This is a genomic window from Amycolatopsis sp. NPDC005232, assembly GCF_040607795.1.
Taxonomy (GTDB): Bacteria; Actinomycetota; Actinomycetes; order Mycobacteriales; family Pseudonocardiaceae; genus Amycolatopsis.
On record NZ_JBEXHL010000025.1, the window covers coordinates 108,012 to 131,498 of the forward strand.

General features: G+C 71.4%; 21 protein-coding genes. 15 read left to right on the forward strand and 6 right to left on the reverse strand.

Annotation, left to right across the window (positions count from 1 at the left end; all coding sequences use genetic code 11):
* Positions 1–57 precede the first annotated feature (57 nt).
* Positions 58–909, forward strand: coding sequence for a M23 family metallopeptidase (locus tag ABZU76_RS35810; RefSeq protein WP_220238125.1), 852 nt, complete (start codon positions 58–60; stop codon positions 907–909).
* A gap of 145 nt (positions 910–1,054) precedes the next feature.
* Complete coding sequence (locus ABZU76_RS35815) at positions 1,055–2,125, forward strand: DUF4192 domain-containing protein (RefSeq protein ID WP_354877782.1); 1,071 nt, start codon at positions 1,055–1,057, stop codon at positions 2,123–2,125.
* Between the two features lie 193 nt (positions 2,126–2,318).
* Here the strand turns inward: ABZU76_RS35815 and galE are convergent, their stop codons facing one another.
* The 3 genes from galE to ABZU76_RS35830 all read right to left on the reverse strand — a co-directional run bounded on the left by galE (position 2,319) and on the right by ABZU76_RS35830 (position 5,413).
* A complete protein-coding gene (gene galE, locus ABZU76_RS35820; protein WP_354877784.1) occupies positions 2,319–3,299 on the reverse strand; it encodes a UDP-glucose 4-epimerase GalE in 981 nt (326 codons plus the stop codon).
* Positions 3,300–3,509: 210 nt separating this feature from the next.
* A complete protein-coding gene (gene galK, locus ABZU76_RS35825) occupies positions 3,510–4,694 on the reverse strand; it encodes a galactokinase (protein ID WP_354877787.1) in 1,185 nt (394 codons plus the stop codon).
* On the reverse strand, positions 4,691–5,413 hold the full coding sequence (locus tag ABZU76_RS35830; RefSeq protein ID WP_354877790.1) for a metal-dependent transcriptional regulator: 723 nt from the start codon (positions 5,411–5,413) through the stop codon (positions 4,691–4,693). The genes galK and ABZU76_RS35830 overlap by 4 nt, the downstream gene beginning before the upstream one ends.
* A gap of 110 nt (positions 5,414–5,523) precedes the next feature.
* On the opposite strand from ABZU76_RS35830, the gene ABZU76_RS35835 reads away from it, so the two are divergent.
* The 3 genes from ABZU76_RS35835 to ABZU76_RS35845 all read left to right on the forward strand — a co-directional run bounded on the left by ABZU76_RS35835 (position 5,524) and on the right by ABZU76_RS35845 (position 10,319).
* Entirely contained in the window at positions 5,524–6,363 is an 840-nt protein-coding gene (locus ABZU76_RS35835; RefSeq protein WP_354877793.1) for a sulfurtransferase, read from the forward strand.
* Between the two features lie 78 nt (positions 6,364–6,441).
* Positions 6,442–7,614: an acetoin utilization protein AcuC gene (locus ABZU76_RS35840; RefSeq protein ID WP_354877796.1), complete on the forward strand. Its 1,173-nt coding sequence runs from the start codon at positions 6,442–6,444 to the stop codon at positions 7,612–7,614.
* Positions 7,615–7,616: 2 nt separating this feature from the next.
* Positions 7,617–10,319, forward strand: coding sequence for a GNAT family N-acetyltransferase (locus ABZU76_RS35845; protein WP_354877799.1), 2,703 nt, complete (start codon positions 7,617–7,619; stop codon positions 10,317–10,319).
* A 4-nt stretch (positions 10,320–10,323) separates the two neighbouring features.
* On the opposite strand, the gene ABZU76_RS35850 is transcribed toward ABZU76_RS35845, so the two are convergent.
* Positions 10,324–10,773, reverse strand: coding sequence for a carboxymuconolactone decarboxylase family protein (locus ABZU76_RS35850; protein WP_354877802.1), 450 nt, complete (start codon positions 10,771–10,773; stop codon positions 10,324–10,326).
* A gap of 84 nt (positions 10,774–10,857) precedes the next feature.
* Between ABZU76_RS35850 and ABZU76_RS35855 the strand changes: the two genes are divergently transcribed.
* Positions 10,858–11,709 carry a sigma-70 family RNA polymerase sigma factor gene (locus ABZU76_RS35855; RefSeq protein ID WP_354877805.1) on the forward strand — a complete coding sequence of 284 codons (852 nt, stop codon included), beginning with the start codon at positions 10,858–10,860 and terminating at the stop codon, positions 11,707–11,709.
* Here the strand turns inward: ABZU76_RS35855 and ABZU76_RS35860 are convergent.
* Together ABZU76_RS35860 and ABZU76_RS35865 are read right to left on the reverse strand one after the other, a co-directional pair.
* Positions 11,681–12,703, reverse strand: coding sequence for an acyl-CoA dehydrogenase family protein (locus ABZU76_RS35860; protein WP_354877808.1), 1,023 nt, complete (start codon positions 12,701–12,703; stop codon positions 11,681–11,683). The two genes, ABZU76_RS35855 and ABZU76_RS35860, sit on opposite strands and share 29 nt — an antisense overlap.
* Positions 12,704–12,713: 10 nt before the next feature.
* Positions 12,714–13,895: an acyl-CoA dehydrogenase family protein gene (locus tag ABZU76_RS35865; RefSeq protein WP_354877811.1), complete on the reverse strand. Its 1,182-nt coding sequence runs from the start codon at positions 13,893–13,895 to the stop codon at positions 12,714–12,716.
* A gap of 145 nt (positions 13,896–14,040) precedes the next feature.
* Here ABZU76_RS35865 and ABZU76_RS35870 point away from each other — a divergent pair, with 145 nt between their 5' ends.
* The 9 genes from ABZU76_RS35870 to ABZU76_RS35910 all read left to right on the forward strand — a co-directional run bounded on the left by ABZU76_RS35870 (position 14,041) and on the right by ABZU76_RS35910 (position 23,473).
* Entirely contained in the window at positions 14,041–15,129 is a 1,089-nt protein-coding gene (locus ABZU76_RS35870) for a zinc-binding dehydrogenase (RefSeq protein ID WP_354877814.1), read from the forward strand.
* Positions 15,126–16,007, forward strand: coding sequence for a 3-oxoacyl-ACP reductase (locus ABZU76_RS35875; RefSeq protein WP_354877817.1), 882 nt, complete (start codon positions 15,126–15,128; stop codon positions 16,005–16,007). The genes ABZU76_RS35870 and ABZU76_RS35875 overlap by 4 nt, the downstream gene beginning before the upstream one ends.
* A 16-nt stretch (positions 16,008–16,023) precedes the next feature.
* Positions 16,024–17,526: an aldehyde dehydrogenase family protein gene (locus tag ABZU76_RS35880; protein ID WP_354877820.1), complete on the forward strand. Its 1,503-nt coding sequence runs from the start codon at positions 16,024–16,026 to the stop codon at positions 17,524–17,526.
* Positions 17,526–18,284 carry a glucose 1-dehydrogenase gene (locus ABZU76_RS35885; protein WP_354877823.1) on the forward strand — a complete coding sequence of 253 codons (759 nt, stop codon included), beginning with the start codon at positions 17,526–17,528 and terminating at the stop codon, positions 18,282–18,284. The genes ABZU76_RS35880 and ABZU76_RS35885 overlap by 1 nt, the downstream gene beginning before the upstream one ends.
* A 91-nt stretch (positions 18,285–18,375) precedes the next feature.
* Positions 18,376–19,167 carry an ABC transporter permease gene (locus ABZU76_RS35890; RefSeq protein WP_354877825.1) on the forward strand — a complete coding sequence of 264 codons (792 nt, stop codon included), beginning with the start codon at positions 18,376–18,378 and terminating at the stop codon, positions 19,165–19,167.
* A 1-nt stretch (position 19,168) separates the two neighbouring features.
* Positions 19,169–20,029: an ABC transporter permease gene (locus ABZU76_RS35895; RefSeq protein ID WP_220238142.1), complete on the forward strand. Its 861-nt coding sequence runs from the start codon at positions 19,169–19,171 to the stop codon at positions 20,027–20,029.
* Complete coding sequence (locus ABZU76_RS35900; protein WP_354877829.1) at positions 20,026–21,411, forward strand: MCE family protein; 1,386 nt, start codon at positions 20,026–20,028, stop codon at positions 21,409–21,411. Before ABZU76_RS35895 ends, ABZU76_RS35900 begins: the two co-directional genes overlap by 4 nt.
* A complete protein-coding gene (locus ABZU76_RS35905; protein WP_354877832.1) occupies positions 21,408–22,445 on the forward strand; it encodes an MlaD family protein in 1,038 nt (345 codons plus the stop codon). Before ABZU76_RS35900 ends, ABZU76_RS35905 begins: the two co-directional genes overlap by 4 nt.
* Entirely contained in the window at positions 22,442–23,473 is a 1,032-nt protein-coding gene (locus ABZU76_RS35910) for an MCE family protein (protein WP_354877835.1), read from the forward strand. Before ABZU76_RS35905 ends, ABZU76_RS35910 begins: the two co-directional genes overlap by 4 nt.
* Positions 23,474–23,487 lie beyond the last annotated feature (14 nt).

Here is a 23,487-nt window from a genome sequence, read left to right on the forward strand (position 1 = left end):
GTACTTCGCGTCGCTTTCCTGGTTCCCGTCATCCACGCCAAACAGGAGGTACGCACCATGTCCAGGTTGCGACGGCTCGCCGTGTTCGCCGCTGCCGCGGTGTTGCCCGCGCTCGGTCTCACCTTCGCCGCCCAGGCGCCCGCGTCCGCCGCGCCGAACTTCCAGGTGCCGTTCAAGTGCGGGGTCACCGTGACGGCCGCGACGTTCAGCGGGCACAGCCCCGCCAACTCCGTCGACTTCCAGAAGACCGGCATCACGGGCATGCCCGTGGTCGCGTCGGTGGCCGGCACAGTCACGCGCGTCGAGAACGAGGGCAGCACCAGCTACGGCCGCTGGATCGAGCTCGACCACGGCGGCGGCTGGCGGACCCGCTACGCGCACTTGTCCGCGCAGGAGGTGTCCGTGGGCCAGAAGGTGAGCGGGGGCGCCGAAATCGGCAAGGCGGGCGCGACGGGCGGTGTGACGGGACCGCACCTGCACTTCGAGGAGAACCTCAACGGCGTGACGCAGAAGGCCGTGCTGAACGGCGTCGCGGCCGTCTACTACGGCAAGAAGGACTTCACGAGCAAGAACAACTGCGGCGGCAACCCCTATTCGGCCACGGAGGTGTGCGGCTCCGGGTTCTCGGTGATCGACCAGCAGGGCCTGGGCTCGTCCGGCACCGCGTACCTGCTGTACAACGCTTCGACGAAGGCCAACTGCGTGACGACGCTGAAGTCCGTTTCGCTGGGTACCGCGAGCCCGACGTCGGCGTTCCTGGAGGTGCAGGGCCAGGCGCGCACGACCGACTCCGGCAACTTCACCTACTACGCGGGGCCGGTGAAGAAGACCGCGGGCGCCACCTGCGTGAAGTGGGGCGGTTCGGTGGGTGCGGACACCTACACGAGCCCGTTCGAGCACTGCGGGTGAGCGCCTAGCACACGGCACCGACACGAACCCGGTCCAGCCCGCACGGCTGGGCCGGGTTTTCCACAACTGCCGCAGTTGTCCACAGATTTCCGCCTTTTTCCGCCGTCGTCTTCCCCCGCCCGTTTTCCGCCGCACAGTGGAGTGCGTGACCACCTCGACCCCACCCGGCATGGCCCGGGCCCTGCTCACCGACCCGGCGCAGCTCATCGCGGCGCTCCCGTACCTGCTCGGCTTCAAGCCCGCCGACTCCGTGGTGCTGCTTGGGCACCGCCCGCCCGGCACGCGGATCGGCCTGATGCTGCGCGCGGACCTGCCACCCGGCGATCTCCTTGCGGAGCAAGCGGATGCGCTCGCGCCGCGCTTCCGCGTGGACGACCACACGGGCGTCACCGTGGTGATCGTCGGCGGCCGGGCCGGTCCCGACGGCGAGCTGCCCCACGCCGAGTTCGCCGGGGAACTGAGCCGCGCGCTCAAGGAGTACGAGCTGCCCGTGATGCATCCACTGTGGACACCGGAGATCGCGGCCGGGGCACCGTGGGCGTGCTACCGCGAACCCACCTGCGGCGGCCTTCTGCCGGATCCGCGCGACACGGTGGTGGCCGCGACGATCACCAACGCCGGCTTCGTCTCCTTCCCCAGCCGCGACGACGTCTTGGCCTTGCTTGAGCCCCGTTCTCCTTCGGCTCTGGTGCGGCGCCGCGCCCTGCTCTCCCGCGCGGCCCCACCGTGGGATCCCGACGACCTGCCCGCGGCGGCCGCCGAGGTACGCGCGGCGTTCTTCCGCCACCGCCGGGCCGAAGGTCCGCCGTCCGACGACCAAGCGGTGCACCTCGCCCACGCCCTGCGCGTCCCGAAGGTCCGCGACGCCTGCCTCGCCACGGCGGTGCCGCCGGAGTCGCCCGTCGCCGTGGCCGCGATGAGCCTGTGGCTGGAGCTCGTGCGTGAGCTGCCCGCGCCCCACCGCGCGGACGCCGCCGCCCTCGTCGCGTACGCCGCCCTCATGCGCAGCGAAGGTGCCCTCGCGGGCATGGCCCTGACCAACGCCCTGGACGCCTGCCCCGAGCACGTCCTGGCACAGCTCCTCCACGCGGCCTGGAACCTCGGCATGGACCCGTCGCGACTCGCCGGGTTGGCTTCGCTGCCAGACGCCGTGGACCTGGGCTTGTCGCTACCGGAACTGAGTGTGGACGATCCGCCGCCTGACCTTGGGCCCTGACGGTGAGGCTGCCTCGGCTTCGACGGATTCGGCGCCGTGCGGTGGCCCGGATGTCGCCGCGGCCCGCAGCATCATGAGCCGCAACCCCGGGCGACTGGCAGGGCGATGGGCTGGAACGTGGTGACGCAGCACGGAAAACGCGTCCGGCGGACCCAGGCTCACCAGGAGCCCGGACCCGCCGGAGGGAGGTCGGTCAGGAGCGGCGCGACTGCGTGAACGCCCAGGCGTCGGAGACGATGCCGTCGAGGTCGGTGCGGTCGGGTTTCCAGCCGAGTTCGCGGCCGGCCTTTTCGCTGGAGGCCACGAGGACCGACGGGTCGCCCGCGCGGCGCGGGGCGATCTCGGCGGGGATCGGGTGGCCGGTCACACGGCGGCAGGACTCGACGACCTCCAGCACGGAGAAACCGGTGCCGCTGCCGAGGTTGTAGATGCGGTGCTCGCCGGGCGTCGCGTGGCGGAGGGCGAGCTGGTGGGCGTCGGCGAGGTCGACGACGTGAATGTAGTCGCGGACGGCCGTGTGGTCGGGCGTCGGGTAGTCGTCGCCGTAGATGGAGATGCGGGCGCGGTCGCCGGTGGCGACCTGGAGCACGAGGGGGATGAGGTGGGTTTCGGTGGTGTGGCGCTCGCCGAAGGCGTGGTAGGCGCCGGCGACGTTGAAGTAGCGCAGGCTCACCGCGGCGATCCCGTGGGCGCGGGCGAAGCTCGTGATGGCGTGGTCGATCGCGAGCTTGGACGCGCCGTAGGTGTTGGTGGGCTGCGTCGGCGCGGTCTCCGGGATCGGCGACGACTCGGGCTCGCCGTAGGTGGCCGCGGTGGAAGAGAACACCAGGCGCGGCGTGCCGTGGGCCTTCATGGCCTCCAGCAGGCGCAGGGAGGTGACGACGTTGCCTTCCCAGTACTTCGCCGGGTCCGTCATCGACTCACCGACGAGCGACTTCGCGGCGAAGTGCAGCACGCCGTCGAAGCCCTCGGCGAGGACGTCGGCGGCGACGGCGGCGGCGTCGCCCTCGATGAAGCGCGCGTCGGGGTGCACGGCGTCGGCGTGCCCGGTGGACAGGTCGTCCACGACCGTGACCTGGTGACCGGCTTCGATGAGCCGCGCGGCGCACACGCTGCCCACGTAGCCGGCGCCACCCGTGACGATCAGTTTCAGGGGGCTCTGCGGGTCCGTCACGGTGTGGCCTTTCCGGTGTGGGCGGTGACTGTGCGCCACAGTCTCCCCTCACCGCGCCGCGCCCGGCCGCCCGGGGGTTGCCGCGGCCGGTCCGGCCCCGCCGGCGAACGCGCGGGCTCCGGACACGGCACTGCCCCCGAGACCGAAGTCCCGAGGGCAGTGCCGAAGCCAAAGCCGCCGAAGCCAAAAGCACCCGAAACCGAGACCGCGTCAGACGGCGTCGCGGCCCGCCCCGCGGGAAGGGACCGCGGTGAACGTGCGGGGGCGGCGGAGCCCAGCGGCCTCGAAGGCCTGCTCGACCGCCGAGCGGACGTGCTCCAGGTCGGCGTCGCGGACCAGCGCGATGGCCGAGCCGCCGAAGCCGCCGCCGGTCATGCGGGCACCCAGGGCGCCGGCTGAGCGGGCGGAGTCCACGGCGAGGTCGAGTTCGGAGGTGGAGATGCGGTAGTCGTCGCGCATGCTGGCGTGGGAGGCGTCCAGGTGCGGGCCGATGTCGGTGAGGCGGCCCTCGCGCAGCAGGGCCACGACGTCGAGCACGCGCTGGTTCTCGGTGACCACGTGGCGCACGAGCGGCGCGAGGTCGTCCGGCAGCTGGGCCAGCGCGGCGTCCAGGCCTTCGAGGGTGACGTCGCGCAGGGCCTTCACGCCCAGCAGTTCGGCGGCGCGCTCGGTGCCGCGGCGGCGTTCGCCGTAGCCGCCTTCGGCGTGGGAGTGCTTGGTGCGCGTGTCCATGATCAGCACGCGGACGCCGGCCTCGGCGAGCGGGAACGGCACCTGTTCCATCTCGCCGGAGCGGACGTCGAGGAACAGCACGCAGGAGTCCTGGCAGCACAAGGACGCCGTCTGGTCCAGCAGGCCGGTCGGGGCGCCGACGAAGTCGTTTTCGGAACGTTGCACCCAGCGGGCGATCTCGGGGCGGGTCGGGGTGCCGGGCAGCTCGCCGTCGAGTTCGACGCCGGCGAGGCCGAGCAGCGCGAGCGTGACGGCGCACTCGAGGGCGTGGGAGGAGGACAGGCCGGCGCCGGAGGGGACGTCGCCGGCGATGACCAGGTCGGCGCCCGCGGCGTGGCCGTGGTCGCGCAGCACCCAGGCGACGCCCGCGGGATAGGCGGCCCAGCCCTCGACCGAACCCGGTTCGAGGGAAGCGATGTCGAGGAGATCGGAGTATTGGAACTGGCCGTCGTCGCCGAGGGTGGCGACGTTGAGCTTGCCGTCGTCACGCGGCGTGGCCGCCACGGCGAGGCGGTGGGGAAGGGCGAAGGGCAGCACGAAGCCGTCGTTGTAGTCGGTGTGCTCACCGATCAGGTTCACCCGGCCGGGAGCGGACCAGACCCCGGCCGGGGCGCGGCCGTGGATCCGGTGGAACGCGCCTTCGGCGTCTTCGGCGGCGCTCACCTGGCCTGCGCCAGCACGGCGTGCAGCGCCGAGGTGGACACCTGTGCCGAGGAGTCGCTGCCGGTGACCTCGATGGTCACGGTGCCGCCGTTGGCCTTGCCGATCGTGACGCGGCCGCCGGGCACGATGCCGACGGACTTGAGCTCGGTGAGCAGCGACTCATCGAGTTGCACGTGCTCGGCGATGCGCCGCACCACGACGTCGCCGCCGCCGGTGCGGGCGAACTCGTCGAGGCGCACGAGGTCGGACTCGGCGGGCGGCGCGGGGTCGCCGTCGCCCAGCTTGTCGAGGCCCGGGATCGGGTTGCCGTAGGGCGAGGTGGTCGGGTGGTCGAGCAGCTTGACCAGCTTGCGCTCGACGGCCTCGCTCATCACGTGTTCCCAGCGGCACGCCTCGGTGTGCACGTGTTCCCACTCGAGCCCGATGACGTCGACGAGGAGACGCTCGGCGAGACGGTGCTTGCGCATGACGGCGATGGCCAGCTCACGACCGTGATCGGTCAGCTGCAGGTGCCGGTCGTCGGCCACGACCACCAGCCCGTCGCGTTCCATCCTGGCCACGGTCTGGCTCACGGTCGGCCCGCTCTGCTGCAGGCGTTCGGCGATCCGCGCCCGCAGCGGGACGACACCCTCTTCTTCAAGCTCGTAGATGGTACGCAAGTACATCTCGGTGGTGTCGATGAGATCGTTCACGCTGTCCCCTTCGTCCGCGTAGCTCATCGTAGTCGTTGGCCCCGACAGCGACGGCACGCGCCGACATAACAAGCCGGGCGGGCTGAAAAGTCCGGCCCGGGTGCGCGCGAAGCGCCCGGACCTGCAGGATGGGGCGTATGGGACCGTTGATCACCCCCTCCGAGCTCGCCGCCCTGCCCGAAGCGCGGCGCCCCGTGGTGCTGGACGTCCGCTGGCGCCTGGCCGGGCCGCCCGCCGCCGAGTCCTACCGCGACGGCCACGTGCCCGGGGCGGTGTTCGTCGACCTCGACACCGCGCTGGCCGCCCCGCCCGGCGGCGGCGGCCGCCACCCCCTGCCCGACCCCGCCGACCTGCAGCGTGAGCTGCGCGAAGCCGGCGTGAGCGCCGGGCGCCCGGTGATCGTGTACGACGACGCCGACGGCTCCGTCGCCGCGCGGGCCTGGTGGTTGCTGCGCTGGGCCGGCCACACCGACGTGACGGTGCTCGACGGCGGTTACGCAGCGTGGCTCGCCGAAGGCCGCGAAACGACCACCGACGCGACCACCCCCGAACCCGGCGACTTCGAGGTGCGCCCGGGCGGCATGCCGGTGCTCACCGCCGACGAAGCCGCCGCCCGCGCCCGCGCCGGCGTGCTGTTCGACGCCCGTGCGCACGCGCGCTACACGGGCGAGACCGAGCCGGTCGACCCGCGCGCCGGCCATATCCCCGGGGCGATCAGCGCGCCGTCGGCCGAGCACGTCGGTGAAGACGGCCGCTGGCGCACGCCCGCCGACCTCGCCGCGCGCTTCGCCGGCCTGGGGCTCGAAGAAGGCACCCCCGTCGGCGCCTACTGCGGCTCCGGCGTCACCGCGTCGTCGGTCGTGCTCGCGCTGGAAGTCGCGGGCCACCCCGAGCCGGCGGCGCTGTACGCCGGCTCCTGGTCGCACTGGTCACGCGACCCCGAACGCCCCGCCGCGACCGGCCCCGAGCGCGGCTGAACGACCGCGCGCCCGAACCTCCGCAGGCACCGAAGCTGAACCCGGCTCGGGCACGCCGGGGCCAGTACAGTGCGGTACATGTCCTCGCCTGCTGTCGTCTGGGATGCCGCACTGCTGGGATACGACCTGGGCGGGGAGCATCCGTTCAACCCCGTCCGCCTGGAGCTCACGATCCGGCTGGCCACGGAGCTCGGTGTGCTGAACGACGTCGAGCTGGTGGTGCCCACCGCGGCGGGCGACGAGGAGCTGCTGCGCATCCACGCACCCGAGTACCTCGCGGCCGTGCGGGAGGCGCCGCTCGTCGGGTGGGACGTCGGGCACGGGCTGGGCACGGCGGACAACCCGGTCTTCAGCGGGATGCACGACGCGTCGGCGCTGGTGGTCGGCTCGACGCTGCTCGCGGCGCGCAAGATCGCCGACGGTGAGGTGAAGCGCGCGGTCAACATCGCCGGCGGGCTGCATCACGCGATGCGCGACTACGCGTCGGGCTTCTGCGTCTACAACGACTGCGCCATCGCCATTTCCTGGCTGCTCGACCACGGTTTCGACCGCATCGCCTACCTCGACACCGACGTGCACCACGGCGACGGGGTCCAGACCGCCTTCTACGACGACCCGCGTGTGCTCACCGTTTCGCTGCACCAGCACCCGTTCACGCTCTGGCCCGGCACCGGCTATGCCGCCGAGATCGGCAACGGCAAGGCCGCCGGCACCTCGGTCAACATCCCGCTGCCGCCGCACACCAAGGACCCGGGCTGGCTGCGGGCGTTCAACGCGGTCGTCCCCTCGCTGCTGGCCGAGTTCGAACCGCAGATCCTCGTGACGCAGTGCGGCGTCGACTCGCACGAGGAAGACCCGCTGGCCGACCTTTCGCTGTCGGTCGACGGGCACCGCACCATCTACTCGACGATGCGCGACCTCGCCGAGACCTACAGTGGCGGGCGCTGGCTCGCCGTCGGCGGGGGCGGCTACCAGCTGATCCGCGTGGTCCCGCGCTCGTGGACGCACCTGATCGCCACGGTGCTCGACCGCGACGTCGCCCCCGACACGGCGCTGCCGCCCGGCTGGGTCTCCTCGATCACCAAGGCCGCGCCGACCGCCGAGATCCCGCACGCGATGACCGACGAGAAGGACACGGCGTTCAAGCCGTGGGGCGACGCCGCCGACGACCCGGTCGACCTCGCGATCCGCGACACCCGCCGCGCGGTGTTCCCGCTGCACGGCCTCGACCCGGACGATCCCAGGGACTGACCATGTCCGACCCGGCACCCGGAAACGGCTTGCGCGATCCGTACGACTACCCCCGCGACTGGGAGGCCGACGTCGTCCTGTCCGACGGCGGCACCGTGCACCTGCGGCCCGTGGTGCCCACGGACGCCGACGGCCTCGTCGCTTTCCACAGCAGGCTTTCCGAGCGCACGCGCTACCTGCGCTACTTCGGCGCCTACCCGCGGATCCCTCCGCGCGACCTGAAGCGGTTCTCCACTGTGGACCACCACGACCGGGTCGCGTTCGTGGCGCTGCTCGGCGGCGACATCGTGGCCGTCGGGCGCTACGAACGGCTCGACGGCGGTCCCTCGGCCGAGGTCGCGTTCGTCGTCGACGACAAGCACCAGGGCCGCGGGCTCGGCTCGATCCTGCTGGAGCACCTGGCCGCCGCCGCGTCGGAGAGCGGGCTGCGCCGGTTCGTCGCCGAGGTCCTCGCCGAGAACGCGCCCATGGTTCGCGTGTTCCGCGACGCCGGCTACCAGGTCAGCCGTGCCATCGAGGAAGGCGTGCTGCACCTCGAGTTCAGCATCGACCCGACGGAGGAGTCGCTCGCCGTCGCGCGCTCGCGCGAGCAGGCGGCCGAGGCGCGCAGCGTGCACAACCTGCTGCACCCGCGCTCGGTCGCGGTGATCGGCGCTTCGGCCGACCACACGAAGGTCGGCCACGTCGCCTTCCGCAACCTGCTCGCTGCCGACTTCACGGGCACGGTCTTCCCGGTCAACCCCGAGCACCGCTCGGTGCGCGGCGTGCGCGCGTACGCGTCGGTACTCGACATCCCGGACCCCGTTGACCTCGCACTGGTCGCCGTGCCCGCCGAGCTCGTCGAGTCCGTGCTCGACGCGTGTCTCGCCAAGGGCGTGAAGACGCTGGTGATCGTCTCCGGCGGGTTCGCCGAGTCCGGCCCGCTCGGCCTGCACGCCGAGTTGCGGCTCGTCGGCGAGGCCCGCGCGCACGGCATGCGCGTGGTCGGCCCGAACGCGCTCGGGGTGCTCAACACCGCTTCCGGCGTTCGGCTCAACGCCACCCTCGCACCGCAGCTGCCGCGCCGCGGACACACTGGCTTCTTCTGCCAGTCCGGTGCGCTGGGCACGGCGATCCTGGCCGACGCCGGTTCGCGCGGGCTGGGCCTGTCCACGTTCGTCTCCGCCGGCAACCGCGCCGACGTCTCGGGCAACGATCTGTTGCAGTACTGGGAAACCGACCCCGAGACCGACCTCGTGCTGCTCTACCTCGAGTCCTTCGGCAACCCGCGCAAGTTCGCCCGCCTGGCTCGGCGGCTCGCGCGGAACAAGCCGATCGTCGCGGTGAAGTCGGGCCGCCACGCCGTGCGTCCCCAGCTGGCCGCCACGTCGGCCGAGGTCGACGAGGCGAGCGTGCAGGCGCTGTTCGAACAGGCCGGCGTGGTGCGCGTGGAGTCGCTCGCGCAGCTGTTCGACACCGCGCTCGTGTTCGCCCACCAGCCGTTGCCGGCCGGGCCGCGGATCGCGATCGTCGGCAACTCGAGCGCGATCGGGCTGCTCGCGGCGGACACCGCGCGGGCGCAGGGGCTGCACCTCTCGTTCGACCCCGTGGACATCGGCCCGCAGGCCGGGCCCGACGCGTTCGCCGCCGCCGTGCGCGAAGCCCTCGACTCGCCCGAGACCGACGCGCTCATCGCCGTGTTCGCCCCGCCGATCCTCATTCCCGGCACCGCGTACGCGCGGGCGCTGAAGGAAGCCGTGCTGGAGCACGAGCGCACGAAGCCGGTCGTCTCCACGTTCCTCGCGGTCGAGGGTGTGCCCGACGAATTGGCCGTGCTGAGTGAAGACGGTGTGCCCACGAGGGGTTCGATCCCGTCGTACCCGAGCCCGGAACGCGCGGTGACCGCGTTGTCCCGCGTGGTGCGGTATTCGGCGTGGCGGCAGCGTCCACAGGGGACGCTGGTGCGCCCGGGCGGGCTGCACGTCGAGCAGGCGCAGTCGATCGTGCGCGAGCTGCTCGCCGAAGCCGACGGCCATTCCATGATGCTGTCCGACGACGACGTGGTGCGGCTGCTCGGTTGCTACGGCGTCGACGTGGTTCCGTTCCGCGTGGTGTCCGATGTGGACGCGGCGGTCGCGGCCGCCGCGGAGCTGGGCTACCCGGTCACGCTGAAGGCCGTGGACGAGCGGCTGCGCGGCCGGCCCGACCTCGCGGGCGTGCGGCTGGACCTCACGTCGGAGGACTCCGTGCGCGTGGCCTACCGCGACCTGTGCGAGGTCTCCGGCGACAACGAGCTCTACGTGCAACGCATGGCAGCCAAGGGAATCTCGTGCGTGATCGGGCTGCAGGACGACCCGTCGTTCGGCACGCTCGTGTCGTTCGGGCTCTCGGGCCTGGTCAGCACGCTGCTCGGCGATCGCGCCTACCGCGCGGTGCCGGTCACCGATGTCGACGCCGCCACGCTCATCCGCGAGCCCCGCACGTCGCCCCTGCTCACCGGCTACCGCGGCGACGAACCCGCCGACCTCGCGGCGCTGCAGGACATGGTGCTGCGCGTGGCCGCGCTGGCGGAGGACAACCCGGAAGTCCGGTCCCTGGCTCTCGACCCGATCCTCGCCTCGCCCGACGGCGCCTTCGTGGCCAACGCGCGCATGGTGCTGGGCCCGCCGCCGACCCGGCCGGACACCGGGCCGCGGCGGTTGCGCCACATCACGCCGTCGGACTGACGGCTCACCAGGTCTTGCCGGCCTGCTCCCCGTTGGTCCGGTTGATGCGGTTGAAGAAGTTGGTCAGCGCGATCTCCAGCGTGAGCGCCGACAGCTGCTCCTCGGTGAAGTGGGCGGCCGCGGCGTCCCGGATCTCGGGGGTGACGCCCGCCGCGCCGTCCTGCAGGCGGGTGGCCGCCTCGGTCAGCGCGAGCGCCGCCCGTTCCGCGTCGGTGAAGAAGGGCGTGTCGCGCCAGGCGGCCACGTTGTGCAGCCGCTCGTCGGTCTCCCCGTGCTTCTTCGCCGCCTCGACCCCGGCGTACACGCAGGGGCTGCAGCCGTTGATCTGGCTCGCGCGCAGGTGCACCAGCCCCAGCAGGCGCGGGTCGACGCCGCCGGCGTGGATCGCGCGGGTCAGGTGCTGGATCGCGGTCATCACGTCGGTGCTCGCCGCGCGCTTCGTCGGTGCTGTCATCTCTGGTGCTCCTCCATCGGTTACCTGTGCCCCTTCGGGCTCGTCATCCCCCATGACGGAGCAGCGGCGAGGAAGGTAACGACCATGACGAACCCGATCGCGGAAGCGTTCGAATCCCAGCGCGAACGGCTGCGCGCCGTCGCCTACCGCGTGCTCGGGTCGCACGCCGACGCGGAGGACGTAGTGCAGGACGCGTGGCTGCGTCTGTCCCGCCAGGACCCGGCGGCCATCGACAACCTCGGCGGCTGGCTCACCACGGTCGTCGGCCGCCTCAGCCTCGACGTGCTGCGCGCGCGGCAGACCCGGCCACAGGCACCGGGCGACGACCGGCTGCCCGACGGCGTGGTGCCGCTCGACGGGCCCGAGGACGACGTCGCGCTCGCCGACTCGGTCGGGCTCGCGCTGCTGGTGGTGCTCGACGCGCTCGGTCCCGGCGAGCGGCTGGCGTTCGTGCTGCACGACCTGTTCGCGGTGCCGTTCGAGGAGATCGGCCAGATCCTCGGCAAGTCCACTGCCGCGGCAAAGATGCTCGCCAGCCGCGCCCGCCGGAAGGTGCAGGCGTCCGAGCGGCCCGCCGCCGTCGGCCGCGAACAGCGAGAGGTGGTCCGGGCCTTCCTCGCGGCGGCTCGTGACGGTGACTTCGCGGGGCTGCTGCGGGTGCTCGACCCCGACGTGCGGTTGACGGCCGAGACCCCGGACGGTGTGGTCGTGGTGCTCGGCGCCACCAAGGTCGCGAGCGGCGCGCGGTTGTCCGGTGGCCTGGCCGCCGCGGGCCGGGACGTGCTCGTGGCCGGGCGCCCCGGCGTCGTGTCCCTCGACGAGGACGGCACGGTGGTGGCGCTGCTCGCGTTCACGATCGTCGCGGGGCGGATCACGGAGCTCACCGTCGTCACCGATCCGGCGAAGCTCACCGAGCGAGCAGACCGCCCAGAGTGAGCAGCTGCGCCGTGGCGCCCCCGGCGGTGAACTCGAGGCGTTTGGCCGCCGCGAAGTAGCGGTGCAGGGGGTGCTCGACGTCGATGCCGACGCCGCCGTGCAGGTGCACCGCGGTATGGGCGACGCGGTGGCCGGCTTCGGCGGCCCAGTACTTCGCCGTGGCGATCTCGGCGTCGGCGGGCAGGCCTTCCGACAGGCGCCACGCGGCCTGCCACAGCGTGAGCCGCACGGCTTCGACGTCCAGATAGGCGTCGGCGAGACGCTGGCGCACGGCCTGGAATCCGCCGAGCACGTGGCCGAACTGCTCGCGCTCACGCGTGTGGGCGGCCGTCAGCTCCAGGGCGCGCTCGACGACGCCCAGCTGCTGCGCGCACAACCCCACCGCGCCGCGCTGTCGCAACGCTTGACCGACCTCGCCCAGGGCCGCGCCGGGCGCGTCGACGAGCTGGACCAGGCCCGCGTCGGCGTGGTCGATCGTCCGCTGCGCCGCGATGGAGACGCCGGGGGCATCGCGTTCGACCAGGAAAACCCCGCGCGGGGTTTCGACCAGCAGCGCGTCGGCGAACGCCGCGAACGGCACCGCGGTCTGCGTGCCGGTGAGCCGTCCGCCGACCTCGGTGAAGCCGGACGCGACCGCCAGCACGGCGGAACCGCGCGACACCGGCACCAGCCAGCGTTCCACCAGCTCCGGCCGGCCCAGCTCCGCAAGCACCGAGGCCGCCTGCACCACGGAAGCGAGGTAGGGCAGCGGCGCCACGGCCCGGCCGATCTCGATCAGCACCGAGCACTGCTCCAGCAACCCGAAACCACCGCCGCCGACCGCGGCGGGCAGTGCCGCGTCGAGCACGCCCGACTGCGCGAGCCGCGTCCACAGCGGAGCATCGAAGCCGCCGGAACCATGCGGCCCCAGCGTTTCCGGCGTCACGTGGTCGGCGAGGATGCGGCGAGTCAGTGCGGCGAGGTCCTGCTGCGCCTCGGTGGGGGAGAAGTCCACGGCGATGCTCCTAACGCGTCACGGGCTGGCCGAGCGCGGCCGCGGCGACGATGTCGCGCTGCACCTCGTTCGTGCCGCCGCCGAAGGTGAGGATGAGGGCGGAGCGGTGCAGCCGTTCGATGCGGCCGGCCAGCACCGCGCCCGGTGACCCCTCGCGGACGACAGCCGCCGCGCCGAGCACCTCCATCAGCAGCCGGTAGGCCTCGATCGCGGACTCCGTGCCGAACACCTTCGTCGCCGACGCTTCGGCCGGCCCGAGCTCTCGTTGCGCCGCCGCCCAGGCGATCTGCCAGTTGCGCAGCTTCAGGTACTCCGCGCGGGTGTGCACGCGGGCGAGGTTCAGCCGCACCCACTCGGCGTCGAGCAGCGGCGCGCCCTCGGGGGTGACGGCGGTGCGCGCCCACTCGATCACGTCGTGCAGCGCCGTGCGCATCGGCGCGGCCGAGGTCAGCGCGACGCGCTCGTGGTTGAGCTGGTTGGTGATCAGCGGCCAGCCCGCGTTCTCGTCGGCGATACGCGCGGTCACGGGCACGCGCACGTCGTCGTAGTAGGTGGCGCTGGTGCCAGGACCCGCGACGGTGTGGACCTTCGTCCAGGAGAACCCGGGTGCCGACGTCGGCACGACGAGCATTGACAGGCCCTTGTGCTTCGGCGCGTCCGGGTCGGTGCGCGCGGCGAGCCACACGTAATCGGCGTACTCGATCAGGCTGGTCCACATCTTCTGGCCGCTGATCACGTACTCGTCGCCGTCGCGCACCGCGCGCGTGCGCAGCGAAGCGAGGTCTGTGCCCGCGCCCGGTTCGGAGTAGCCGATGGAGAAGTGCAGCTCGCCGGCGGCGATGCGTGGCAGGTAGAACTCCTTCTGGTCTTCGGTGCCGTAGCGCATGATGGTGGGCCCGATCGTGTTCACCGTCAGGAACGGCACGGGCACGCCCGCGGCCGCCGCCTCGTCGGTGAACACGAGCTGGTCGAGCATCGAGCGCGCCTGCCCGCCGTACTCGCGCGGCCAGCCCAGCGCGAGCCACCCGTCCTTGCCCAGACGGCGCACGATTTCCTTGTACGCCAAGCCATCGCCGTACTCGCCGCCACCCGCGGCGAGGCTCTCCCGGCGGGCCGGCGTCATCAGCTCGGCGAAGTACTCCCGGAGCTCCGCCGCCAGCTCACGCTGGGCGTCCGTGAGGTCGATCCGCACCGTTCACCTCGCCACCAATCCTATAGAACTTGTTCTATTTGTAGCAGTCGGACCAGCAATAAGGAAGGCGTCACGAGCCTTGCCTGAAACGAGAACAGATTCTAGTCTGGGCTCAATCTGGCAGGCTTCGACGAGGAGGCTCGCGGTGAGAGCAGCCGTATTGAACGCGATCGGCGACGACAAGCTGGAGCTGCGGGACGACGTCACCACCGTCGATCCGGGCCCGGACGAGGTCCGGATCCGGGTCCGGGCGTCGGGTATCTGCCACAGCGACCTCTCCGCGATGGACGGCACGCTGCCCGCCCTCGCGCCCGGCGTCGTCGGCCACGAGGGTTCGGGTGAGATTCTCGAAGTCGGCTCCGCGGTCACGCACCTCGTGCCGGGCGACCACGTCACCGTCTCGTTCGTCCCGCCGTGCGGCTCGTGCGCCAACTGCCTGCGGGGGCAGCCGAACCTGTGCGCCGTGCACGCGATCGCCGCGTTCACCACGCCGCGGTTCCGCCTCGGTGACACGCCGCTGTTCGGCTACGCGGGGCTCGGCACGTTCGCCGACGAGGTCGTGGTTCCCTCGTCCGGCGCGATCAAAGTCGACGCCGACGTGCCGTTCGAGACGGCCGCGCTGATCGCGTGCGGTGTGCTCACCGGCGTCGGTTCCGTGCTCAACACCGCGCAGGTGGAGCCGGGCTCCACGGTCGTGGTCTTCGGCTGTGGTGGCGTCGGGATCTCCGTGATCCAGGGCGCGCGCATCGCCGGCGCGGCCACGATCGTCGCCGTGGATCCGGTGGAGGGCAAGCATTCCGTCGCGCAACGCTTCGGGGCCACCCACGCCGTGACGCCGGAGCACCTCGACCAGCTCAAGGGTGAGCTGACCGGTGGCGAGGGCTTCGACTACGCGTTCGACGTGGTCGGTGCGCCCGCCACGATCCGCGCCGGCTGGGACGCCACACGCCGCGGTGGTGCGGTCGTGGTCGTCGGCGCCGGGCGCGGAGACGCGATGGTGTCGTTCAGCGCGCAGGAGCTTTTCCTGCACGACAAGAAGATCCTCGGCTCGTTCTACGGTTCGTCCCACGTCCATCGCGACACCGCGACCATGCTGCGGTTCTGGCGCGCCGGGCTGCTCGACCTCGACGGCATGATCTCGCGCCGCCTCACCTTCGCCGACATCAACGACGGTCTCGGCCTGCTGCGCGAAGGCAGCACCGACGTGATCCGCCAGGTGGTGACGCTGGCGTGAGCCTCGACGGCAAGGTCGCGATCGTCACCGGAGCCGCCGCCGGCCTCGGCCGCGCGGAGGCGCTCGCCCTCGCGCGCGAAGGCGCGGCGGTGGTGGTCAACGACGTCACCAAAGCCGGCGAAGTCGTCGAAGAGATCGAAGCGGGCGGCGGCAAAGCCCTCGCGGTGGCGGGCGACGTCTCCGAAACCGCCACCGCGCAGGAACTGCTCACCGCCGCCGTCGACCACTTCGGCGGTCTCGACATCGTGGTCAACAACGCCGGGGTCCTGCGCGACCGCATGCTGTTCTCGATGACCGACGCCGAGTGGGACCAGGTCATCGCCGTCCACCTGCGCGGCCACTTCCTGCTCTCCCGCGCCGCCGCGCGACACTGGCGCGAACGCTCCAAAGTGGACGGGAAGCCGGTCTACGGACGGCTGGTGAACACCGCGTCCGAAGCCTTCCTCGTCGGCTCACCCGGCCAGCCCAACTACTCCGCCGCCAAGGCCGGCATCGCCGCGCTCACGGTGTCGGCGGCGCGCGGGCTCGCGAAGTACGGCGTGCGCGCCAACACGATCTGCCCCCGCGCCCGCACGGCGATGACGGCGGACGTCTTCGGCGAGGCGCCCGAAAACGGCCTCGATCCGCTGTCGGTCGAGCAAGTCGCCCCGTTCGTGGCCTTCCTCGCCTCGCCCGCGGCCGACCACGTCAACGGCCAGGTTTTCGTCGTCCACGGCGGCATGGTCGCGCTGCTGCGTCCGCCTTCGGTCGAGCAGCGCTTCGACACCGCGCACGGCACGTGGACCCTCACCGAGCTGGCCGAGACGGTCGGCGCCCATTTCGCCGGCCGCGACCCGGAGCGGATGTTCGCCGCCACCGAGCTCCTCACCCTGCCCTGACCTCCCGGGAGACCTCATGACGCTCACCGTGTTACCCCACCGCGACGAAGCCGGGCTCAAGTCCGGGCAGCTGTTCATCGGCGGCGAGTGGACACCCGCGCGTGACGGCGCGACCTGGACCCACCTGCACCCCGCCACCAGCGAGGAGATCGGCGAGTTCGCCGTGGCCGGGCCCGCCGACGTCGACGACGCCGTGGCCGCCGCGCGTGCGGCGTTCGCGACCTGGGGCACCTCGCGGGCGAGCACGCGCATCGCCGTCCTCCTCAAGTACGCCGAGCTGCTGCGGGCCCACGCCGACGAGCTGCGCGCGCTGCAGGCCCTGGACAACAGCGTGCCGCTGTCGTTCGGCGCCATCTACGCGACGTCGGTGGCCGCCGCTGCCGACGTGTTCACCCACCACGCCGGCTGGGTGGACAAGGCGGGCGGACAGACGCTCCCGCCGTACCAAGGCGGCGACCACCTGGCCCTGACCTTCCGCGAGCCGATCGGCGTGGTGGGGGCGATCCTGCCGTGGAACGCGCCGTTTCTGCTCTTCGCGCAGAAGGTGGCCCCGGCGCTCGGCGCGGGCTGCACGGTGGTGCTGAAGGCTTCGGAGTACGCGTCGTTCGCCGTGATCCGTATGGTCGAGCTGCTCGCCGAGGCAGGCCTGCCCGCAGGCGTGCTCAACCTGGTGACCGGCCCCGGCGACCCGACGGGCGAGCGGCTCATCACGCACCCGGACGTGGACAAGGTCAGCTTCACCGGCAGCCGCGCCGTGGGCAAACGCATCGTCGAGGCGTCGGCAGGCACACTCAAGCGCGTGTCGCTGGAGCTCGGCGGCAAGAGCCCCGCCATCGTGTTCCCGGACGCGCCCAACGTCGGCCTTGCGGCGATGACCACGATGGGCGCGGTCACCATGGGCCTGTCGGGCCAGGCGTGCGTGGCCAACACCCGCGCGCTGGTCCACCGCGACGTCTACGACGAGTTCCTCGCCGCCGCGCAGGGCATGGCGGCGGCCGTGACGTACGGCGACCCGTTCGACCCGACGGTGATCTCGTGCCCGCTCGTGAACGGCCGCCAGCTCGAGCGCGTGCTCGGCTACATCGAGAAGGGCAAGGCCGAGGGGCGGCTCGTCACCGGCGGCGAGCGGCTCGACGGCGACTACGCCAACGGGAACTTCGTGGCCCCGACGATCTTCGCCGACGTGGACAACCACGCCACCATCGCGCAGGAAGAGATCTTCGGGCCCGTACTCGCCGTCGTCCCTTTCGGCTCCGAAGAAGAAGCGGTCGCGCTCGCCAACGACACCGAGTACGGCCTCGGCGCCGGTCTCTTCACCGCCGACTCCGCCCGCGCGTTCCGCGTGGCCCGGCGGCTGCGTGCGGGCACGATCGGCGTCAACGGCTTCCAGGTCGAGCCGCACCTGCCCTTCGGCGGGTTCAAGCAGTCGGGCCTCGGCCGCGAGGGCGGGCTGTCGGCGTTCGAGGCCTACACCGAGCTCAAGACGGTGCTCATGCCGCTCGGCGAGGAGCTGATGTAGTGGGCCGGCTCGACGGCCGCGTCGCCCTCGTGACCGGCGCGGCGCGGGGCCAGGGCGCGGCGGCCGCACGCGCATTCGTGGCCGAGGGCGCCCGCGTGGTCATCGCCGACGTGCTCGACGCGGAAGGCAAGCAGCTCGCCGCCGACCTCGGCGACGCGGCCGTGTTCCAGCACCTCGACGTGGGCGACGAGGACGGCTGGACGGCCGTCCTCGAGCGGACCGTCACCGAGTTCGGGCCGCCGACGGTGCTCGTGAACAACGCCGGCGTGCTGCATTTCGCCGAACTGCAGAGCACCACGCTGGCCGACTACGAACGCGTGGTGCGCGTGAACCAGATCGGGGCGTTTCTCGGGATGCGGTCGGTCGTTGAACCGATGACCGGGGCCGGTGGCGGCTCCATCGTCAACGTGTCCTCTGTGGAGGGACTTGCCGGGATGCCGTTCCTCGTCGCCTACACCGCGAGCAAGTTCGCGATCCGCGGGATGACCAAGGTCGCCGCGCTGGAGCTGGGCAAGCGTGGCATCCGGGTGAACTCCGTCCATCCCGGGATGATCGACACACAGATGGTTTCCGAGGCCGCCGGCACCGAGGTCGACGTGTCGTGGGTCGGCAAGAAAGTAGCGCTCGGCCGGGTCGGGCGGGCCGACGAGATCGCGCCGCTGCTGGTGTTCCTGGCGAGCGACGAGAGTTCGTACTGCACCGGGGCGGAGTTCGTAGCGGATGGGGGCGCTACGGCGACTCATGCGTTGAAGCTGTGATCCACGCGACTGAGAGTGAGTAGTGAACACCGCTAACGGAACTCGGGCGGGAGGTATGGACAAGACTCGAGGGTGACTACTGGGAGGTGCGGTGGGCGAGACGGGCTCGATCACCCTCCCGGGCACCGCGGCGCTGACCCAGGTCGGCCGGCTCGCCACGCTGTCCTGGGAGGTGCTGCGGGCGATCTTCCGGCGTCCGTTCCAGTTCCGCGAATGGATCCAGCAGTGCTGGTTCTTCGCGAGTGTCACGATCCTGCCGACGGCATTGGTCGCCATCCCGTTCGGGGCCGTGATCGCGCTCCAGCTGGGATCGCTGACCACGCAGATCGGCGCGCAGTCGTTCACCGGCGCCGCGAGCGCGCTCGCCATCGTGCAGCAGGCCGCCCCGCTGATCACGGCGCTGCTCGTGGCCGGCGCGGGAGGAAGCGCGGTCTGTGCCGATATCGGCGCGCGCAAGATCCGTGAAGAGATCGACGCCATGGAAGTGCTCGGCGTCAACCCGATCCAGCGCATCGTCGTGCCGCGCGTGCTGGCCGCGATCGTGGTGTCGGTGCTGCTCAACGGCCTGGTCAGCGTGGTCGGGGTGCTCGGTGGCTACTTCTTCAACGTCGTGCTCCAGGGCGGCACTCCGGGCGCGTACCTGGCCAGCTTCAACGCGCTGGCCCAGGTACCGGACCTGTGGATCAGCGAGATCAAGGCGTTCCTCTACGGCTTCGTGGCCGGGGTCGTCGCCGCGTTCCGTGGTCTGAACCCCGCGGGCGGGCCGAAGGGCGTGGGCGACGCGGTGAACCAGGCCGTGGTGATCACGTTCCTGTTGCTGTTCCTGATCAACGTCGTGCTCACCGCGATCTACCTCAAGATCGTGCCGCCGAAGGCGCTGTGACGTGACCGCCGAACCGATCGAGGCCCCCGCGCTGTCCGACCGGACGCTCGAGATCATCGCGCGCCCGGGCGCGAGCCTGGAAGGACTCGGGCGCCAGCTGTCGTTCTACGGCCGCGCGCTCGCCTGGTCGCCGCGCACGATCCGCCGCTACGGCCACGAGACCCGGCGGCTGCTCACCGAAGTCTGCTTCGGCACGGGCGGGCTCGCGGTGATCGGCGGCACGCTCGGCGTGATGATCGGCATGACGTTGTTCACCGGGCTCATCGTGGGCCTGCAGGGCTACTCCGCGCTCAACCAGCTCGGCACCGCCGCGCTCACCGGGTTCATCTCCGCGTACTTCAACACCCGCGAAGTCGCGCCGCTGTCGGCCGGGCTCGCGCTGTCGGCGACGGTCGGCTGCGGCTTCACCGCACAGCTGGGCGCGATGCGGATCTCCGAGGAGATCGACGCGCTCGAGGTGATGGCCGTGCCGAGCATGCCCTACCTCGTGACCACGCGCGTGCTCGCCGGGGTGACGGCGGTGATCCCGCTGTACGCGATCGGCCTGCTCTCGTCCTACCTCGCGTCGCGCCAGATCACCATCTGGCTCTACGGCCAGTCGGCCGGCACCTACGACCACTACTTCACGCTGTTCTTGCCCCCTGAAGACGTGTTGTGGTCCTTCGCCAAGGTGATCGTGTTCAGCGTGATCGTGATCCTCTCCCATTGCTATTACGGCTACACGGCCGACGGCGGGCCGGCCGGCGTCGGCGTGGCGGTGGGCCGCGCGGTGCGCACGTCGATCGTGCTGATCTCCGTGCTCGACTTCTTCCTCAGCCTCGCGATCTGGGGCGCCAACACCACCGTGCGGATCTCCGGATGAGCACGCGGCGCGAAACGCTGAAGCGGCTCCGGTACCAGGTGCTGGGGCTGGTCTTCCTCGTCGTCGCGGCGCTGTTCTTCACGACCACGATCGCGATCTACAAGAAGGTCTTCACGCCCGTCACGCTGGTGAAGCTGGAGACCGATCACGTCGGCAGCCAGCTGCGCACGGGCGGCGACGTGAAGGTGCGCGGCCTGCTCGTGGGCGAGATCCGTTCGGTCACTGCGAAAGGCGACCACGCGGAGCTCGAGCTCGCGCTGCAGCCGGACAAGATCGACGAGATCCCGAGCAACGTCTCGGCGCGGCTGCTGCCCAAGACGCTCTTCGGTGAGCGGTACGTCGCCTTGCAACTGCCCGAAAAGCCCGCCGCGCACATCGAAGCCGGCGACGTGATCCCGCAGGACCGCAGCAGCACGGCGATCGAGCTGGAACAGGTGCTCGACGACGTGATGCCGCTGCTGCAGGCCGTGCAGCCGGAGAAGCTCTCGAGCACACTCAGTGCCGTGTCGACCGCGCTCGACGGGCGCGGGAAGCAGCTCGGCCAGACGCTCGTGAACCTCTCGGACTACCTCGGGCAGCTGAACCCGTCGCTGCCCGACCTCAAAGCCGACATCACGGGGCTGGCCGACGTTTCGGCCACCTACGACAAGGCCGCGCCCGATCTGCTCGACGCGCTGGCCGACCTCACCACGACGACTCAGACCATTGTGGAGAAACGCCAGGGACTGTCCGATGTGTACGCCTCGGTCTCGGCGGCTTCGGCCGACCTCACGAGCTTCCTGGACGTCAACAAGGACAACCTGATCCGGCTCACCACGGCCGTGCAGCCGACGCTCGACGTGCTCGCGAAGTACGCGCCCGAGTACCCGTGTCTGCTCAAGCAGCTCGCCGCGTCCGTACCCGAAGCGGAGCTGGCGTTCGGCAAGGGGACGGCCCACCCCGAGGTGAGCCGCGTGACGATCGAGTTCACCGCGAGCCGCGGCAAGTACCTGCCGGGCGTCGACGAGCCCAAGTACGACGACAAGCGCGGCCCCCGCTGTTACCCGCAGGTGCCGAAACCCGGGTACTGGCCGCAGTACCCGCCCGACGGCGCGGTGAAGGACGGCTCCACGAAACCCGCGCCGCCGCACAGCCCGGCCGAGGCGCTGCCGGGCGAGATCACCTCGGGCGCGATCACGTCGAACACCATCGCCGGCCGTGGCCAGTCCGGCGGTGGCGGTGAATCGGGCGGCGCGCCTTCGGTCATCGGCTCGACCGACGAGGAGCAGCTGATCGACCTGCTGGCGTCGTCCGCCATGGGCACCACGCCGGACCAGGTGCCCGGATGGGCCGGCCTGCTCGTCGGGCCCCTCTACCGCGGGACGGAGGTGGAGCTCAAGTGAGGTCTTTCGTTCCCGCACTGGTGAAGATCCTGATCTTCGCCGCCGTCACGGTACTGCTCACCGGCATCCTCGCCGCCACCATCGCGAACACGAACTTCGGCACCACGGCGGGGTTCGCCGCGAAGTTCACCGACGCCTCGGGCCTGCAGCCGGGCGATGACGTCCGCATCTCCGGCGTGAAGGTGGGGCAGGTCGACTCGATCGACGTGCAGCAGGGCGAGCAGAACTTCGCCGACGTGCGGTTCGCCGTCGACGCGCAGTACAAGCTGCCCGCGCTCACGACTGCGACGATCAAGTACCGCAACCTCGTCGGCCAGCGCTACCTCGCGCTCGGCACCGACGTCACGGGCGGCGGCACCCTCGCCGACGGCGCGACGATCCCGCCGGAGCGCACCAAACCCGCGCTGAACCTCACCGTGCTGTTCAACGGGTTCAAGCCGCTGTTCCAAGCCCTGGACCCCAAGGAGGTCAACCAGCTCTCGGCCGAGATCATCCAGGTGTTCCAGGGCGAGGGCGGGACGATCACGAGCCTGCTGGCGCACACCGCGTCGATCACGACGTCGATCGCCGGCAAGGACCAGGTGATCGGGCAGGTCATCGACAACCTCAACCAGGTCCTGACCACCGTGAACTCGCGCGGCCCGCAGCTGGGCGACCTCATCGACCAGACGCAGCGGCTCGTGAGCGGCCTGGCCGAGCAGCGCAAGCCGATCGGCGACGCCGTGGGCGCGCTGGGCGAGCTGACCGAGACCACGTCGGGCCTGCTCGCCGACGCGCGCCCGGCGGTGAAGGACGACGTCAAGCAGCTCGGCACGCTGTCGAACAATCTCGCGGACTCCGACCAGCTGCTCGACCACCTGCTGCAGGTGCTGCCGGGCAACCTGGAGAAGTTCACGCGCACGCTGAGCTACGGCAGCTGGTTCAACTACTACCTCTGCGGGATCGAAGGCACGATCGGGATCTCGTCGCTGGACGTGACGCTGCCGATCGTGCCGCTGCCCGCCACTCAGCGCGCGCCGAGGTGCGGCCCGTGAAGCGGCTCAAGGAGCGCAACCAGGCGGCGGTCGGCGGGGTGACGCTCGTGCTGATCCTGCTCGTGACCGCCGTGGCCTACTTCTCCGACAGCATCCCGATGTTCGGCAACGGCACCACGTACTCCGCCTACTTCGGCGAGGCCGCCGGGCTCGCGCCGGACAACGAGGTGGAGGTCGCCGGCGTGAAGGTGGGCCAGGTGACGTCGGTGGAGCTGGCGCACAAGCAGGTGCTGGTGAAGTTTCGGGTGAAGGGCGTGCGAGTGGGCGACGCGTCCACCGCGTCGATCGAGATCAAGACGCTGCTGGGGGAGAAGTACCTCGCGCTCGACCCGAAGGGTGCCGGCACGCAGGGCCCCGGCGACACGATCCCGCTGCAGCGCACGCGCACGCCGTTCCAGCTGCAGGACGCGTTCGACCAGCTGTCCACGACCGTCGGTGACATCGACACGAAGCAGCTCGCGGACAGCTTCACCGCGTTGTCGGACTCGCTGAAGGACAGCCCGCAGTACCTGAAGGACACGCTCTCGGGCCTGTCCGCGCTGTCGAAAACGGTGTCCTCGCGCGACGACGACCTGCACACGCTGCTGGCCGGCACGAGCACGATCTCCAAGACGCTCTCGGACCGCAACACCCAGCTGCAGCAGGTGATCAGCGACGGCAACCTGCTGCTGACCGAGCTGCAGAACCGCCGCGACCAGATCAGCGCGTTGCTCAAGGGCACGCAGCAGATCTCGCAGCAGCTCTCGGGGCTCGTCGCCGACAACCGGGCGCAGCTGAAGCCGACGCTCGACGCGCTGGGGAAGGTGACCGATGTGCTGCAGCGCAATCAGGGCAACCTCGACCGCGGCCTGGCGCTGATGGCGCCGTTCGCGCGCGTCGGCGCCAACGCGACGGGCAACGGCCGCTGGTTCGAGGGCTACCTGTGCGGGCTGCTGCCGCCGACGATCACCGCGGGCGGACTGTCGATCAACCCCGAGGGCTGCACCCCGCCCATCGCGGCGCCGAATCAGGGGGTGGGCGGACGATGACGATCGCCGACGTG

What these genes read in the sequence shown, in the direction of transcription:
- ABZU76_RS35810 (WP_220238125.1), top strand. Translation starts at nt 58, where the DNA reads ATGTCCAGGTTGCGACGGCTCGCCGTGTTCGCCGCTGCCGCGGTGTTG.
- ABZU76_RS35830 (WP_354877790.1), bottom strand. Translation starts at nt 5,413, where the DNA reads ATGAGCTACGCGGACGAAGGGGACAGCGTGAACGATCTCATCGACACC.
- ABZU76_RS35835 (WP_354877793.1), top strand. Translation starts at nt 5,524, where the DNA reads ATGGGACCGTTGATCACCCCCTCCGAGCTCGCCGCCCTGCCCGAAGCG.
- ABZU76_RS35840 (WP_354877796.1), top strand. Translation starts at nt 6,442, where the DNA reads ATGTCCTCGCCTGCTGTCGTCTGGGATGCCGCACTGCTGGGATACGAC.
- ABZU76_RS35845 (WP_354877799.1), top strand. Translation starts at nt 7,617, where the DNA reads ATGTCCGACCCGGCACCCGGAAACGGCTTGCGCGATCCGTACGACTAC.
- ABZU76_RS35850 (WP_354877802.1), bottom strand. Translation starts at nt 10,773, where the DNA reads ATGACAGCACCGACGAAGCGCGCGGCGAGCACCGACGTGATGACCGCG.
- ABZU76_RS35855 (WP_354877805.1), top strand. Translation starts at nt 10,858, where the DNA reads ATGACGAACCCGATCGCGGAAGCGTTCGAATCCCAGCGCGAACGGCTG.
- ABZU76_RS35880 (WP_354877820.1), top strand. Translation starts at nt 16,024, where the DNA reads ATGACGCTCACCGTGTTACCCCACCGCGACGAAGCCGGGCTCAAGTCC.
- ABZU76_RS35900 (WP_354877829.1), top strand. Translation starts at nt 20,026, where the DNA reads ATGAGCACGCGGCGCGAAACGCTGAAGCGGCTCCGGTACCAGGTGCTG.